Source organism: Streptomyces sp. NPDC021093 (assembly GCF_044333135.1).
In the GTDB taxonomy this organism is placed as follows: domain Bacteria; phylum Actinomycetota; class Actinomycetes; order Streptomycetales; family Streptomycetaceae; genus Streptomyces.
In genome coordinates this window covers 22,115-36,617 of sequence record NZ_JBIRQJ010000017.1, presented here as the reverse complement: position 1 = coordinate 36,617, position 14,503 = coordinate 22,115, and the positions used below count along the sequence as shown (strand labels likewise).

General features: G+C 70.1%; 15 protein-coding genes and 1 riboswitch. Of the genes, 10 read left to right on the top strand and 5 right to left on the bottom strand.

What is annotated here, in order from left to right; genetic code table 11:
• Positions 1–16 precede the first annotated feature (16 nt).
• Positions 17–985, bottom strand: coding sequence for a helix-turn-helix domain-containing protein (locus tag ACH4SP_RS38755; protein WP_398422523.1), 969 nt, complete (start codon positions 983–985; stop codon positions 17–19).
• 81 nt (positions 986–1,066) lie between these two features.
• On the opposite strand from ACH4SP_RS38755, the gene ACH4SP_RS38750 reads away from it, so the two are divergent.
• Positions 1,067–1,297: a hypothetical protein gene (locus ACH4SP_RS38750; protein WP_398422521.1), complete on the top strand. Its 231-nt coding sequence runs from the start codon at positions 1,067–1,069 to the stop codon at positions 1,295–1,297.
• A gap of 65 nt (positions 1,298–1,362) precedes the next feature.
• On the opposite strand, the gene ACH4SP_RS38745 is transcribed toward ACH4SP_RS38750, so the two are convergent.
• Together ACH4SP_RS38745 and ACH4SP_RS38740 are read right to left on the bottom strand one after the other, a co-directional pair.
• Positions 1,363–1,590, bottom strand: coding sequence for a DUF2180 family protein (locus tag ACH4SP_RS38745; RefSeq protein WP_398422519.1), 228 nt, complete (start codon positions 1,588–1,590; stop codon positions 1,363–1,365).
• The gene (locus ACH4SP_RS38740; protein WP_398422517.1) at positions 1,587–2,582 is read right to left on the bottom strand and encodes a LysR family transcriptional regulator; all 996 of its coding nucleotides are present in this window, start codon (positions 2,580–2,582) and stop codon (positions 1,587–1,589) included. Before ACH4SP_RS38740 ends, ACH4SP_RS38745 begins: the two co-directional genes overlap by 4 nt.
• 340 nt (positions 2,583–2,922) lie before the next feature.
• On the opposite strand from ACH4SP_RS38740, the gene ACH4SP_RS38735 reads away from it, so the two are divergent.
• From ACH4SP_RS38735 to ACH4SP_RS38695, 9 genes are all read left to right on the top strand, one after another.
• The gene (locus tag ACH4SP_RS38735) at positions 2,923–3,864 is read left to right on the top strand and encodes a diiron oxygenase (RefSeq protein WP_398422829.1); all 942 of its coding nucleotides are present in this window, start codon (positions 2,923–2,925) and stop codon (positions 3,862–3,864) included.
• Complete coding sequence (locus tag ACH4SP_RS38730; RefSeq protein WP_398422514.1) at positions 3,861–4,706, top strand: hypothetical protein; 846 nt, start codon at positions 3,861–3,863, stop codon at positions 4,704–4,706. The genes ACH4SP_RS38735 and ACH4SP_RS38730 overlap by 4 nt, the downstream gene beginning before the upstream one ends.
• Positions 4,703–5,170 (top strand): holo-ACP synthase, encoded by a 468-nt coding sequence (locus ACH4SP_RS38725; protein ID WP_398422512.1) that lies wholly within the window; start codon positions 4,703–4,705, stop codon positions 5,168–5,170. The genes ACH4SP_RS38730 and ACH4SP_RS38725 overlap by 4 nt, the downstream gene beginning before the upstream one ends.
• Positions 5,142–5,381 (top strand): phosphopantetheine-binding protein, encoded by a 240-nt coding sequence (locus tag ACH4SP_RS38720; protein WP_398422510.1) that lies wholly within the window; start codon positions 5,142–5,144, stop codon positions 5,379–5,381. The genes ACH4SP_RS38725 and ACH4SP_RS38720 overlap by 29 nt, the downstream gene beginning before the upstream one ends.
• Positions 5,381–5,851 carry a MaoC family dehydratase gene (locus ACH4SP_RS38715; protein WP_398422508.1) on the top strand — a complete coding sequence of 157 codons (471 nt, stop codon included), beginning with the start codon at positions 5,381–5,383 and terminating at the stop codon, positions 5,849–5,851. Before ACH4SP_RS38720 ends, ACH4SP_RS38715 begins: the two co-directional genes overlap by 1 nt.
• 66 nt (positions 5,852–5,917) lie before the next feature.
• A complete protein-coding gene (locus ACH4SP_RS38710) occupies positions 5,918–6,736 on the top strand; it encodes a class I SAM-dependent methyltransferase (protein ID WP_398422506.1) in 819 nt (272 codons plus the stop codon).
• An 88-nt stretch (positions 6,737–6,824) separates the two neighbouring features.
• Positions 6,825–8,282, top strand: coding sequence for a catalase (locus ACH4SP_RS38705; protein ID WP_398422504.1), 1,458 nt, complete (start codon positions 6,825–6,827; stop codon positions 8,280–8,282).
• A 22-nt stretch (positions 8,283–8,304) separates the two neighbouring features.
• Complete coding sequence (locus tag ACH4SP_RS38700) at positions 8,305–9,105, top strand: MBL fold metallo-hydrolase (protein WP_398422502.1); 801 nt, start codon at positions 8,305–8,307, stop codon at positions 9,103–9,105.
• A 319-nt stretch (positions 9,106–9,424) separates the two neighbouring features.
• Positions 9,425–10,690 carry a CynX/NimT family MFS transporter gene (locus tag ACH4SP_RS38695; RefSeq protein ID WP_398422500.1) on the top strand — a complete coding sequence of 422 codons (1,266 nt, stop codon included), beginning with the start codon at positions 9,425–9,427 and terminating at the stop codon, positions 10,688–10,690.
• Positions 10,691–10,757: 67 nt separating this feature from the next.
• On the opposite strand, the gene ACH4SP_RS38690 is transcribed toward ACH4SP_RS38695, so the two are convergent.
• Positions 10,758–11,774, bottom strand: coding sequence for a ribonucleotide-diphosphate reductase subunit beta (locus ACH4SP_RS38690; RefSeq protein ID WP_398422498.1), 1,017 nt, complete (start codon positions 11,772–11,774; stop codon positions 10,758–10,760).
• Positions 11,774–14,170 carry a ribonucleoside-diphosphate reductase subunit alpha gene (locus ACH4SP_RS38685; protein WP_398422496.1) on the bottom strand — a complete coding sequence of 799 codons (2,397 nt, stop codon included), beginning with the start codon at positions 14,168–14,170 and terminating at the stop codon, positions 11,774–11,776. Before ACH4SP_RS38685 ends, ACH4SP_RS38690 begins: the two co-directional genes overlap by 1 nt.
• A gap of 139 nt (positions 14,171–14,309) precedes the next feature.
• Positions 14,310–14,451: riboswitch (cobalamin riboswitch) on the bottom strand.
• Positions 14,452–14,503: the final 52 nt, after the last annotated feature.

Sequence of the window (14,503 nt, the reverse complement as noted above, 5' to 3'; positions counted from 1 at the left end):
ACCGCATCAGGGCCGTTCAGGCGGCTCTCGCAGGGCCCCTGAAGGTCCGGCGGTACGCGTTCGGGGTCGTGTCGAGCGTGCGCAGGAAGTGGTGGCGCAGGCCGGCCGCCGTACCGAATCCCGACCGGCCCGCGATCGTGTCGATCGTCTCGTCCGTCGCCTCCAGCAACTGCTGGGCCAGCAGCACCCGTTGACGCAGCACCCAGCGGTACGGAGTGGTGCCGGTCTCCTGCTGGAAGCGGCGGGCGAAGGTGCGCGGCGACATATGGGCGCGCTCGGCCAACTGCTCCACGGTCAGGTCGAGTTCGAGGTGCTGCTCCATCCAGACCAGCACCTCGCCGACCGTGTCGCAACGGGTCCGGGTCAGCGGGCGTTCGATGTACTGGGCCTGGCCGCCGTCCCGGTGCGGCGGCACCACCATGCGGCGGGCGATCGTGTTCGCGACCTCAGGGCCGTCCTCCTGGCGGACCAGGTGCAGACAGGCGTCGATGCCCGCGGCGGTCCCCGCGGACGTGATGACCGGGCCCTCGTCGACGTACAGCACATCGGGTTCGAGCCGTGCCTTCGGGAAGCGCCGGGCCAGTTCGTCGACGTGCCGCCAGTGGGTGGTGCAGCGGCGGCCGTCGAGCAGTCCGGCCGCGCCGAGCACGAAGGCTCCGGAGCAGACGCTGAGCACCCGGGCCCCGCGCTCCACGCCCCGCCGCAGGGCGGCGAGCAGCGGTTCCGGGTAGGTGCGGGCCTCGCAGTGCTGGTCGGCGGGGATCGCGATCAGGTCGGCCTCTTCGAGCCGGTCCAGGCCGTGCGGGACGTTGATGGTGAACGCGCCCGAGCGGGAGGCGAGTTCACGCTGGTCGACTCCGCAGACGGCGAAGTCGTAGACGGGCAGGCCCGCTTCGCTGCGGTCGATGCCGAACACCTCGCAGAGCACGCCGAGTTCGAAGGGGTTCACTCCGTCGACGAGCGCGACGGCCACGTTTTTCAGCATGCCGCCAGTGTGGCAGCAATTCGATGAATGGTGACAGTCCTGCCACTCATCAATCTGCTTCCGCCGGACGAAAGTAGAGGCATGAACACAGCCACCAGCACCTTCCTGGACCTGCTCGCCGTCGCCCTCGTCTTCTTCCTCCTCGCCCTTCCTTCCCTGGTCGGACATCTGAACGACCGGCGCATCGACCGTCAGCTAGCCCGCGCGGAGAAGGGGTTGCCCGCCGTCCGGGTACGGGCCGGTGCGGGCGGGCAGCGGGCGGCCGGCGTCGTTCAGCGGTCGGTCGTCGCGCAGCGGGCCGGGGCCCTTTGAGCTGTCCCGGGGAGGGGGCGGTGTGCCGTGACGGCGCACCGCCCCCTTTGTGCTGCCCGCGGCGTTCAGGCGGCGGGGAGGCCGACCGCGGCGGCGTGGCAGGTTTCGCACGCCAACCGGCGCGCGGGGGTGGGGCCGTGCGAGAGGCCCAGGCCGTTCGGGCGGTGCAGGACGGGCCTGGTGAGGCGGAGGTGCTGGGGGCAGAGCCCGGCGCCGCAGCAGTGGCACACGCCGACGGCGGGGGCTGCGGGTGCGGCGGGTGCGGCGGAGGCGTGGCAGTCGTAGCAGTTCACGCGGGTACTCCTTGGGGACGGGACCTGTCGGGGTGGGTGTGGCCGGTCAGGCAGGCGCTGCCGACCCGGCGGCAGGTGGCGACGAAGCGTGCGGCCAGGTCCTCGTCCTGGTCGTCGCGCCAGACCACGGCGATCTCGGTCCTGGGTCCGGGCGGACCCAGCGGACGGATGTCCAGGTCCGCGCTGAGGCTCGCCCATTCGGCGATGCTGCGGTCCATGTAGGTCATGCCCGCGCCGGAGGCCACGGCGGCGGCCAGGTTGACGTAGTCGGGCTCCTCCCGGGCGACCTTCGTGGGATGCCCCCGGCGGCGGGCGATGGAGAGGATCGCGTCGTGGAGGCCGGGGGCGAGCGCGCGGGGCCAGAGGAGGAGCGGGGGGAGTTGTGGCGGGCTGCTGTTCGCGGCGCGGCCGGCAGCCCGGGAGAGGTTGCGGGTGGGTCCGGGGGTCCTGGGGTGGACCTCGACCAGTTCCGTCTCCCCGACGACGGAGAGTCGCAGGTCGTCGGCGTCGACGGGGGGCCTGACGAACGCGAAGTCGACCTGGCCGGTGCGTACCAGCGAGAGGTTGCGCTCCGACCAGCCGGACTCCACGGAGACCGGCACGGCGTCGCGGGTGCTGAACTCGGTGACCATCTGTCGCTGGTACAGGGCGATTCCCGACCGGCTGAAGGCGACTCTGACCGGGCTCCGGCGTCCAGCGTCGACGTCCCTGACGCGTTCTTTGACGGTGTACGTGTGCTGGAGGAGCCGCGGCGCCTCCTCACGCAGGGTCCTGCCCGCAGGGGTCAGGGTCATCGGGCGGCTGCTCCGGCTCAGCAGGACGGCGCCCAACTCCTCCTCCAGCACCGTCATTTGGTGGGAGAGGGTCGGCTGGGTCACTTGGCAGCGGCGGGCGGCCCTGCCGAGGTGGAGCTCGTCGGCCACCGCGACGAAGTACTCAAGACGGCGGAGCAGCCCGGACAGGTTCGGTAAGTCTTCCTCGGCGCCCCACATGGACAGAGCCCTCCTGCTCGACGGCCAACTGGGTTGCGCACCGGGTGCGTTGACTCCGGAAAGCGTCCCACGAGTGTAGCCACATTAGACTCTGTCTAGTCAACGACAGCATCCAGCAAGTGGGCGGAGCGGGGGTCGATCGTGTGACCTGCGTCACTTTCGAGGAGGTCGCGGGGTGTCCGACCTGCCCTTCTCGGCGGTCGTCGATCGGTGGATAGCGCGAGTTTATTGGACTGTTCAAGGTGCCCCGTGGAACCTTCAGTGCCACGAGAGCAATCCGAGAGCGAGGGATGAGCAGGACGAGAGAAATTCGCACGGCGAGCACAATGAAGGAGGTACGGTGATCAGTGATCTGATCGGCAAGGACGAGCGTTTCCAGGAAATCCTGGAACGTCTGAACCGTAAGTCGGTCGAGGACTACTACAACCCCTATCAGACGTTCAACTGGCCCGAATCCCTGCCGGCTGACCAGTGGTGGATGAGCCCTGAACTCACCACCACGCACGGTACGGAAATCGCCGACGAGCTCGACCAGGAAACGCTCCACCGGCTCTCCCGGTGCGAGAGCATCAACTTCTACAGCCTCAACGTCGACGGCATCCGCGACCTGATCGTCGAGGTCACCCGCCGGATCCACACCCGTGGCTTCGAGGTACCGTCCGAGTTCTTCCATCACTTCATCGGCGAAGAGAACGAACACATGTGGTTCTTCGCCGAGTTCTGCCAGCGTTACGGAGGGAAGATCTACCCGCAGGTGGCGCCGGCGGGCGAAGGTGATGAATGGCCCGAGGCGGCCAGTTTTCTGGTATTCGTTCGAATTCTTCTCTTTGAAGAGCTGGTGGACCACTTCAACAGCACGATGGCGGCCGACGAGCAACTGCACGAAACAATTCGCGCGGTCAACCGGATTCACCACCAGGACGAATCCCGGCACATCGCCTTCGGCCGCGAACTGGTCTCGATCCTCTTCGAAGACCTGAAGTCGAAGGCCACCGAGGAGCAGCTCCGGGAGGTCCAGGAATACATCAAGCGCTATCTGAACTACAGCTTCGAGTCCCTCTTCAACCCGCAGGTCTACCGGGACGCGGGCATCCCCGAACCGCACGCCGTCCGCAGGCGCCTGCTGGCCTCCCCGCGCACCCGCGAGTTCCAGCGGCGAGTCCTGCGCAAGCCCGTCAACTTCCTGGTCAAGACCGGGATCCTGCCGGACCGGGAGCTGACCCCGTCCGGAAACCCGGCCGGGAACCCGGCCGGGACCGCCGGTGCAGAGGGGGCCACGTGACCGCGCCGCTCTCGACCGCGCGGGGCGGGGCGCTCGCCATCCTCGACCCCGATGAGACGGATCTGCTGCACACGCTGGACCACATCTTCACGAGCTGGGGCACCGGCGCCGGGGCACGGGAGATCCTGCCGCCGCCCGTCTACCCGCTCGGCGACCTGGAGAAGTTCGACGTCTACGAGAACTTCCCGCAACTCCAGTTCGTCGGCGGCCCGTTGGACGTGACCGGCACCCCGCCGGTCCCGGTCGGCGGCAGCTTCGCCCGCGACGACACGGCCCCGGCGATCCTGGGGCTGCCGCACTCCACCTGCTACGGGGCCTATCTGTACTGCGAGAACCGCTCGGTGGCCCCCGACACCACCCTCACCCTCGTCAACCGGTGCTTCCGCAACGAGAACGAGTACGAGGGGCTGCGCCGACTGCTCAGCTTCCACATGCGCGAGATCGTGGCCGTCGGATCGTACGAGCACACCCAGGACCTCAACGCGCGCTTCACCGACCGGATCGAGCGGTTCGTGAAGGAGCTCGGGCTCGACGTGGTCCGCCGGGCGGCCGCCGACCCCTTCTTCGAACGGGACGGCGGGCGCGCACTCCTCCAGCAACTCAGCCCGGTCAAACACGAGTTCCAGGTCGACGGGCTGGCCATCGCCTCCGTCAACACGCACCGCAACTTCTTCGGCGAGCGTTGCGGCATCACGCTGGACGACACCGGGGAGCACGCCTACACCGGGTGCGTCGCGTTCGGTCTCGAACGGTGGCTCGCGGTGCTGGGCGACCGGTTCGCCGGTGACCTGCCCGGCGCGCGTGCGGCCGTCACCGCGGCGGACGCCGCCACCGCTCCATGATCCGGATCGGTGTCGACCTCGTCCCCGTGGCCCGGGTGCGGACCCTCGCCGCCACGGAGGGCGGCGCCGCGCTGCACCGGATGCTCACCCCGGCGGAAGTCCGGCTGAGCCGCTTCGCCACCGAGTGGGACATCCACGCGGTGGCGGGCCGGCTCGCCGCGAAGGAAGCCGTGTTCAAGCTCCTGCACGTCGCGGACCGGACACTGCCCTGGCAGTCCATCGAGGTGCTGAAGCACCCCGGACAGTGGCCCGTCGTCCGGCTCGCGGGACGTGCGGAGCGCTGGGCCGCGGGAGCGGGCCTCACCACCGTCGACCTCAGCATCTCCCACGAAGAACAGTTCGCGGTCGCCGTCGCAGCCGCTGCGACGACGACGCACCCCCGCACCGACCTGCCCGACACATCTGCCGTCCCTGCCGTCCCCGAGGAGGACTTCCATGCCGAGCACCACCTCGTCCAAGATTGACGCCGTACGGAACTGGCTGCTGGCCAAGCACCCCGAGCGCACCGCCATCGCCCCCGACGAGGACCTCATCACCGCGCGCCTCGTCGACTCCCTCTCCTTCGTCGAGTTCGTCATGACGATCGAGGAGGCGGGCGACACCGAGATCGACCGCGAGGCCATCGACCTCGCCGACTTCCGTACGCTCGCGGCCATCGAGAGCAAGTTCCTCTGATGGCTCGCCTGCTCCACGCCGAGGACTACGAGAAGGGCGTGCTCCACGACCTCGGGGCGCACAAGGTGACGGCCGCGGAGATCGTCGCGTTCGGGAAGACGTACGACCCGCAGCCCTATCACCTCGACGAGGAGGCGGGCCGCGCCTCCGCCTTCGGCAGCCTGATCGCCAGCGGCTGGAACACCGCCGCGATCTGGATGCGCCTGTACGTGACGACACTCCTGCCGGACGCCGCGGCGGCGGGCACCGTCGAGGGCTCGCCCGGCGTCGACGAACTGCGCTTCCTGCATCCGGTGCGCCCCGGCGACGTACTGCACGGCACGTGCGAGGTCGTCGCGTCCCTGCCGTCCCTCTCCGACCCGGACTTCCGGATCGTCCGCAACCGCGGCCGGCTGCTGAACGCGGACGGCGTCGAGGTGCTGACGCTGATCCTGAACGCCCGCTTCCGCAACCGGCCCAAGCCCGCCTGAACAGCCCGGTTCCAAGGCTGCTTCCCCTTCCCTTTCTCCTTCCCCCTCCCGAGAACGGAGCCCCTCATGGAGGCCGTTTCCTACACGTCGCAGTGGACCGCCGCGGCCCGCGCGCTGGAGAGCGAGCGGGACGACGCGCTCTTCGACGACCCGCTGGCCCGCAAGCTGGCCGAGCCGCGCGGATTCGAACTGCTGGAGAAGTACGGCGGCGGCGGACTCGTCGAGTTCGTGGCCGTCCGCACCCGCTACCTGGACGACGCGATCGACGACCTGACCGCACGCGGCATCAAGCAGGTGGTGCTGATCGCCGCCGGCATGGACACCCGCTCCCTGCGCCTCAAGCTCCCGGACGACGTCCAGGTGTACGAGGTCGACCACCAGGCCCTGATCGAGGAGAAGGAGCAGCGGCTCGCCCGGCTCGGCGCGCCGGAGCCTTCCGTCAGCCTCCGCAGGGTCCGCGCGGACCTCGCGGGCGACTGGCCGACGGCGCTGCACGCGGCCGGGTTCGACCCGGGGCTGCCCACGCTCTGGGTGCCCGAGGCGCTGCTGTTCTTCCTGACCGAGGAGCAGTCCGCCACTCTGCTGCGCACCTTCGCCGACCACTCCGCCCCCGGCAGCTGGGTCGCGGTGGACATCCTCAGCAGGGAACTGCTGCGCAGCCCCGCCACCCAGCTCTTCCTGGCCGCCCTCAAGGAGGACGGCATCCCGTGGCTGTTCGGCACGGACACCCCCGAGGAGTTCCTGGCGAGCCACGGCTGGACCGTCCGGGAGCTCAAGGAGCCGGGTGAGCCGGGGGCTGGCGAGGGCCGCTGGCCGTACGCCGTACAGCCCCGCGAGGTCGCGAACGTACCCCGCAACTGGCTGCTCCGCGCGGAACTCGCGTAACGGCACCCCGCAGCACCCAGTACCGCACGACGGGCGGGGCGGTCGCCGGACCGCCCCGCCACCCCCGTACAGCAGAAGGGAAAGCGCCATGGCAGACAGTCGTCCCGTGACGACCACGGACAGCGGCATTCCGGTGCCGAGCGACGAGTTCTCCCAGTCCGTGGGGGCAGACGGCCCGCTGCTCCTGCAGGACCACTACCTCATCAGGAAGCTGGCCGCCTTCGACCGCGAACGCGTGCCCGAGCGGGTGGTGCACGCCAAGGGCGGCGGGGCGTACGGCGTCCTGGAGATCACCGAGGACGTCAGCCAGTACACCAAGGCGGACGTCTTCAAGCGCGGCAGGCGTACCGACCTGTTCCTGCGCTTCTCCACGGTGGCCGGTGAACTCGGCTTCGCCGACACCGCGCGCGACCCGCGCGGCTTCGCGGTGAAGCTCTACACCGAGGAGGGCAACTACGACATCGTCGGCAACAACACGCCGATCTTCTTCATCCGCGACCCGATGAAGTTCCCCGACTTCATCCACTCGCAGAAGCGGCGCGCCGACACCCACCTGCACGACAACAACATGCAGTGGGACTTCTGGACGCTCTCGCCGGAGTCCGCCCACCAGGTCACCCTCCTGATGTCTGACCGGGGCACCCCGTCCTCCTGGCGGCACATGCACGGCTTCGGCAGCCACACCTTCCTCTGGTACAACGAGGCCCGCGAGAAGTTCTGGGTGAAGTACCACTTCAAGACCGACCAGGGGATCAAGAACTTCACCCACGCAGAGGCGGCCGCCGCGGGCGCCGAGGACCCCGACCTGCACATCCGGGACCTGCACTCCGCGATCCGGCGCGGCGAGCACCCGACCTGGACGCTCCAGGTGCAGGTCATGCCGTACGAGGACGCGGCCGACTACCGGTTCAACCCGTTCGACCTGACCAAGGTCTGGCCGCACGAGGACTACCCGCCGATCGACATCGGGACCCTCACCCTGAACCGCAACCCGGAGAACTACTTCGCCGAGGTCGAGCAGGCCGCCTTCGAACCGTCGAACCTGGTGCCCGGCGTGGGCGCCTCCCCGGACAAGATGCTCCAGGGCCGGCTGTTCAGCTACCCCGACACCCACCTCCACCGGATCGGCCCCAACTACCTTCAGCTGCCGGTCAACCGGCCCAAGAACGCGGTGCACTCCTACGGCCGCGACGGGGCCATGCGGTTCACGAACCCGGCCGACCCGGTGTACGCGCCCAACAGCCACGGCGGCCCCGTGGCCGACCCCAACCTGCTCGCGGGCGAGAGCTACGACGTCACCGGGGAGATCGTCCGCAGCGCCCACCGGCCGCACGCCGAGGACGACGACTTCGTCCAGCCGCGCGCCCTCTGGGAGAAGGTCATGACCGACACCGACCGCGCCCACCTGGTGGCCAACATCGTCGCGCACGCCTCGGCGCCCGAGGTGACCGACCGGACGAAGACCCGTGTCGTCGACTACTGGCGCAGCGTCCACAAGGACCTGGGCGACCAGGTGGCCAGGGGCCTGCATGTCAACGGCAAGTGACGGACACCGAGAGGAGCCACCCATGACCGCTGAACGGACCGTCACACTCCGGCGGCTCGCCTGGGCCGGGGTCGAAGTGCGGGCGGGGAACGTACGGGTGGTCGTCGACGCCCTGCAGAACACGGCGGACCTCGCCGGGTTCCAGGGGGCGCCGCGCCGCCCCATGCCCGGCATCGAAGCCCCGCCCGGGGTACGCACCCATGCCTTCATCACCCACCTCCACCCCGACCACTACGACCGCAAGCTGCTCGCCGGCATCGCGGCCGACGAGGGGTCGAGCGTGGGCTGCCACACCCCGATCGTGGACGTGCTCGCGGAGGCGGGCGTGCCCGCCGTGCCCCAGGAGCTGGGCGAGCGGCGGGAGTTCGGGCCCTTCGCCACCATTCCGGTGGCCTCCCACGACTGGCGGGGCGACGACCAGGTCGCCTGGATCGTGGAGGCACCCGGGCTGCGGGTCATCCACTTCGGCGACACGATCTGGCACGGCAGGTGGTGGCAGATCGCCCGGGACCACGGCCCGTTCGACGTGGCGTTCCTGCCCATCGCGGGAGTGCTGACGCGCCGCGACGGCTTCACCCCGACCAACCAGCCCGCCACGCTCACCCCCGAGCAGGCGGTCGAGGCGGCCGTGGTCCTGGAGGCGTCGACCGCGTGTGCGATCCACTACGACCTCTTCAACAACCCGCCGTACTACACGGAGCAGCACGACGTACGCGGGCGCTTCCTGCGGGCGGCGCACGCCAGGGGCATCCACGCCGTCGCACCCGATGACGGCGAACCGGTGCCGTTCCGGCCCCTCGTGGCGGCTCCCGGCGCGGCTTGAGCAGCCGCGCCTCCCGACCCGGCCTGAGCCGCCGCGGCTCCCGGCGGGGGCAGGACCGGCCTCCGAACCGGCCCCCGCCCAGGCCTCCGTACCGCCCGCCGGACCGGCCTGGGCACCGGCCTTGAGTCGGCCCGAACCGGCCCTTGAGCCCGGTCGTTGAACGGCTCGCGCCCCGACTGCCCCGACCGCACCCGCCCCCCACCGAACCGCCCTCCCCGACCGCCCACCGGGTCCCCGTCCCGCCGCCCCCGCCGTCCTTGGGGGAATGCCGAGGCGACGACGGGGGCCCGGTGGGCCGCCCTCCCCGGAAGGACCGCCCGTGACCCCACCCCCCGAACCGGCGGCGGCCCGCGTCTCAGAGCGGGACGCACGTACCGAGGCCGCCCCCGCACCGCCACCCCCGGGCCCCGGGCAGGCTGTCTCCCGGAACCCGCGCCTCCTGCTCTGGTCCGTCCTGGCGGTACTGCTCGTCGGCATCAACATGCGGCCCGCCATCGTGGCCGCCTCCCCGTTGCTCGACGACATCCGGCACGCCACCGGCCTCTCCAACGTCGGCGCGGGCGCCCTCTCCACCCTGCCGCTGATCTGCTTCGGCGTCTTCGCCCCGCTCGCGCCCCGGCTGGCCCGTCGCTGGGGCATGGAGCGCACGCTCGTCGTCGTACTGCTGGTGCTGCTGTGCGGCAGCGCGGTGCGGCTGGTGCCCGAACTGCTGCCGCTGTTCGCGGGGACGTTCCTGGCGGGTACGGCGGTGGCCATCGCCAACGTGGTCGTCACGGCCCTGATCAAGCGGGACTTCGCACGGCAAGTGGGGCTGATGTCCGGCCTGCACACCACCATGCTCGTCGGCGGTGGCGCGGTCGCCGCCGCCACGACCGTTCCGCTGCGCGACTCGCTGGAGCTGTCGTGGGCGGGCGGCCTGGCCGTCTGGGGCGTACTGGCGCTGGCCGCGCTCCTGGTCTGGGCGCCGAGGCTGCGGCGCGACCGCACGCCCGCCGAGCTCCCCGCGCCGGACGGCGAATCGGTCTGGCGCAGCCGGCTGGCCTGGGCGGTCGCCCTGTTCTACGCCTTCCAGTCCTTCCTCTACTACACCGCGACCACCTGGCTGCCGTCGTTCTACATCGACCACGGTTACACCGAGGGCGGCGCCGGGGTGCTGCTCGCGGTCTGCATGGGTTCGGCCGTGGTCACCTCGGTACTGGTGCCGGTGTGGGCCCAGCACTCCAGGCGGCAGAGCCACCTCGCGGTGGGCGGCAGCGCGCTGTGCGTGGCCGCCTTCGTCGGCCTGATCGCCGCGCCGACCGGGGCGGCAGTGCTGTGGGCGGCCCTGCTGGGCCTCGGCCTGGGCGCGGTGCTGTCCCTGGGCATCACCTACATGTCGCTGTGCGCCCGCACCGCGCGCGAGGCCGGACTGCTGTCGGCGATGTCGCAGTGCGTGGGCTATCTGCTGGCTGCCCTCGGTCCGATCGCGTTCGGCGCCGCACGGGACCTGACCGGCGGCTGGACGACGGGGCTGGTCGCGCTGGTGGTGCTTGCCGTTCCGATGGCGGTGACGGGCGCGCTTTCGGGGCGTGGCGTACAGCGCTAGCCGGTACGGACGACGAGTGGGGCCCCGGACTTCCGAGTCCGGGGCCCCACTGCCGTACGCGTAAGGCCTAGAAGTCGTCGTCGAAGCCGACGGTGCCTTCCACGGCCACCTGGTACGCCGACGGGCGGCGCTCGAAGAAGTTCGTCAGCTCCTGGACGCCCTGGAGCTCCATGAAGGAGAACGGGTTGGACGACCCGTAGATCTTCGGGAAGCCGAGGCGCTCCAGGCGCTGGTCGGCGACGCACTCCAGGTACTCGCGCATGGACTCGGTGTTCATGCCCGGCAGGCCCTCGCCGCACAGGTCACGGCCGAACTGGAGCTCGGCGGCGACCGCCTCCTTCAGCATGTCGGTGACCTGCTGCTGGAGCTCGTCGTCGAAGAGGTCGGGCTCTTCCTTGCGGACGGTGTCCACGACCTCGAACGCGAAGTTCATGTGCATGGTCTCGTCGCGGAACACCCAGTTGGTGCCCGTGGCGAGGCCGTGCAGCAGACCGCGCGAGCGGAACCAGTAGACGTAGGCGAACGCACCGTAGAAGAAGAGACCCTCGATGCACGCCGCGAAGCAGATCAGGTTCAGCAGGAAGCGGCGGCGGTCGGCCTTCGTCTCCAGCCGTTCGAGCTTCTCGACCTCGTTGATCCACTTGAAGCAGAACTGCGCCTTCTCGCGGATCGAGGGGATCTCCTCGACCGCGTCGAAGGCCGCCGCGCGGTCCTCCGGGTCGGGCAGGTAGGTGTCGAGCAGCGTCAAGTAGAACTGGACGTGCACGGCCTCCTCGAAGAGCTGGCGGGACAGGTACAGCCGCGCCTCGGGGGAGTTGATGTGCTTGTAGAGCGTGAGCACCAGGTTGTTCGAGACGATCGAGTCGCCGGTCGCGAAGAACGCGACCAGACGGCCGATCATGTGCTGCTCGCCCGGGGTCAGCTTCGCAAGGTCGGCGACGTCCGAGTGGAGGTCGACCTCCTCGACGGTCCAGGTGTTCTTGATCGCGTCCCGGTAGCGCTCGTAGAAGTCCGGGTAGCGCATCGGGCGGAGAGTCAGCTCGAAGCCGGGGTCGAGCAGGTTCTTTTCGGAGTTGGTGCTCATTACTGGCAGGCCTCGCAGGACTCGGGGTTTTCCAGGGAGCAGGCGAGCGCTTCGGCGTCCGTCACCTGCTGCACGGGGATGTTGGCGGAGGGGGCCGGGGCCTCGGCGGACGCCTGGGAGCCGGCGGCGCGCGCGATCCGCGTGGCGGGGCGCGAGCGCAGGTAGTACGTCGTCTTCAGGCCCTTCTTCCAGGCGTACGCGTACATCGAGCTGAGCTTGCCGATGGTGGGCGTTTCCAGGAAGAGGTTCAGGGACTGCGACTGGTCGAGGTACGGGGTACGGGCGGCGGCCATGTCGATCAGGCCGCGCTGCGGGATCTCCCACGCGGTGCGGTACAGGTCGCGGACCTCGGCCGGGATCCAGCTGAAGCCCTGGACCGAGCCGGACGCGTCGCGCAGCGCCTCGCGGGTCTGCGCGTCCCAGACGCCCAGCTCCTTGAGGTCACGCACCAGGTAGGAGTTGACCTGGAGGAACTCGCCGGAGAGCGTCTCGCGCTTGAAGAGGTTGGAGACCTGCGGCTCGATGCACTCGTACACACCGGCGATGGACGCGATGGTGGCGGTGGGCGCGATGGCCAGCAGCAGCGAGTTGCGCATGCCGGTCCTGGCGATGCGGGCGCGCAGCGCGTCCCAGCGCTCCGGCCAGGAGACCTGGACGCCGTAGTGGTCGGGGTGCAGCACGCCGCGCGCGGTGCGGGTCTTCTCCCAGGCGGGGAGGGGGCCCGAGCGCTCGGCGAGGTCGCAGGACGCCTCGTACGCCGCGAGCATGATCCGCTCGGCGATCTTCGTGGAGAGCGCGGCGGCCTCCGCGGAGTCGAACGGCAGCTTCAGCTTGAAGAAGACGTCCTGGAGACCCATGGCGCCGAGGCCCACCGGACGCCACTTCGAGTTGGAGTTCCCGGCCTGCTCGGTCGGGTAGAAGTTGATGTCCACGACGCGGTCGAGGAAGGTGACGGCCGTGCGGACCGTCTCGTCCAGGCGGTCCCAGTCGATGTCGCGGGTGGCGGTGTCGACGAAGGCGCCCATGTTGACCGAGCCGAGGTTGCAGACGGCGGTCTCGCCGTCGTTCGTGACCTCAAGGATCTCGGTGCAGAGGTTGGAGGAGTGGACCGTGTGGCCCGGCTCCGCCGTCTGGTTGGCGGTGCGGTTGGAGGCGTCCTTGAACGTCATCCAGCCGTTGCCGGTCTGCGCGAGGGTGCGCATCATGCGGCCGTACAGCTCGCGCGCCGACATCGACTTCTTGGCGAGACCGGCGGCCTCCGCCTTGCGGTAGGCGGCGTCGAACTCCTCGCCCCACAGGTCCACCAGCTCGGGGACGTCGGCGGGGGAGAAGAGCGACCACTGGCCGTCCTGGTCCACGCGGCGCATGAACTCGTCCGGGATCCAGTGCGCCAGGTTCAGGTTGTGCGTACGGCGGGCGTCCTCGCCGGTGTTGTCGCGGAGCTCCAGGAACTCCTCGATGTCCGCGTGCCAGGTCTCCAGGTAGACGGCGGCGGCGCCCTTGCGCCGGCCGCCCTGGTTCACGGCCGCGACCGAGGCGTCCAGGGTCTTCAGGAACGGCACGATGCCGTTCGAGTGACCGTTGGTGCCGCGGATCAGGGAGCCGCGGGCGCGGATGCGGGAGTACGAGAGACCGATGCCGCCGGCGTGCTTGGAGAGGCGCGCGACCTGGTGGTAGCGGTCGTAGATCGAGTCCAGCTCGTCCATCGGGGAGTCGAGGAGGTAGCAGGACGACATCTGGGGGTGGCGGGTGCCGGAGTTGAAGAGCGTCGGCGAGGACGGGAGGTAGTCCAGGCGGCTCATCAGGCGGTACAGCGAGGCGACCTCGGCGAGAGCCCGCTCGCTGTCGTCCTCGGCCAGACCGGAGGCCACGCGCAGCATGAAGTGCTGCGGGGTCTCGATGACCTGGCGGGTGATCGGGTGGCGCAGCAGGTAGCGGCTGTAGACCGTGCGCAGGCCGAAGTACTCGAAGCGGTCGTCGCCGTCCAGGTCGACCAGCTCGTCCAGAGCCGCCGCGTGCTTGGCGACGAAGTCGGCCGTACGGTCCGCGATGAGCCCTTCGCGGTGGCCGACGGAGACGGACTCGGAGAAGCAGTTCACGCCCTGGGTGGCTGCTTCGTCCCGGATCGTACGGGCGAGCAGGCGGGCCGCGAGGCGCGAGTACGCCGGGTCCTCGGAGATGAGTCCTGCGGCGGACTCGGTGGCGAGCTCTCGCAGCTCGGCGGCGTCCGAGCGTGCGTTGCGCCCACGCAGGGCGGCGGCTGCGACCCGGCCGGGGTCGGTGTCGGGCAGGTCGGCGGTGAGGTCGGTCAGGGTGCGCAGGAGCGCGGTCCCGGGCGCGTCCTGGCTGTCCTGAGACTGTTGTGCGGTGGCCGGATCGACTGGCGCGATGGTCACGTGGGGGCTCTCCCTCGCTCGGCGCGGGGCCTGCGGCGGAGGGGGCGCGCGGGCACACGGCACCCCGGAAAGGGGCGCACGTCGCCTGGCGTCCACCGGCCCAACCACGAGGCCCGGACGTATCGGTATCCGGTTCGGTCGAGCCGGATGCGCTGTCGGCAGGTCCTCGGACTTGGCGGTACGCAAAAGCGCACATGACACACCGTTGCGGGACAGTTCCGGATTCTCACCGGATTCCCCTGCGACGACAGCGAGCACGAGCATACATGTGGTGGGTCCTCGTTGGAGAACCCACCACATCTTGTGTCGCGCGTCGCGAGGCTTCACAAGTGG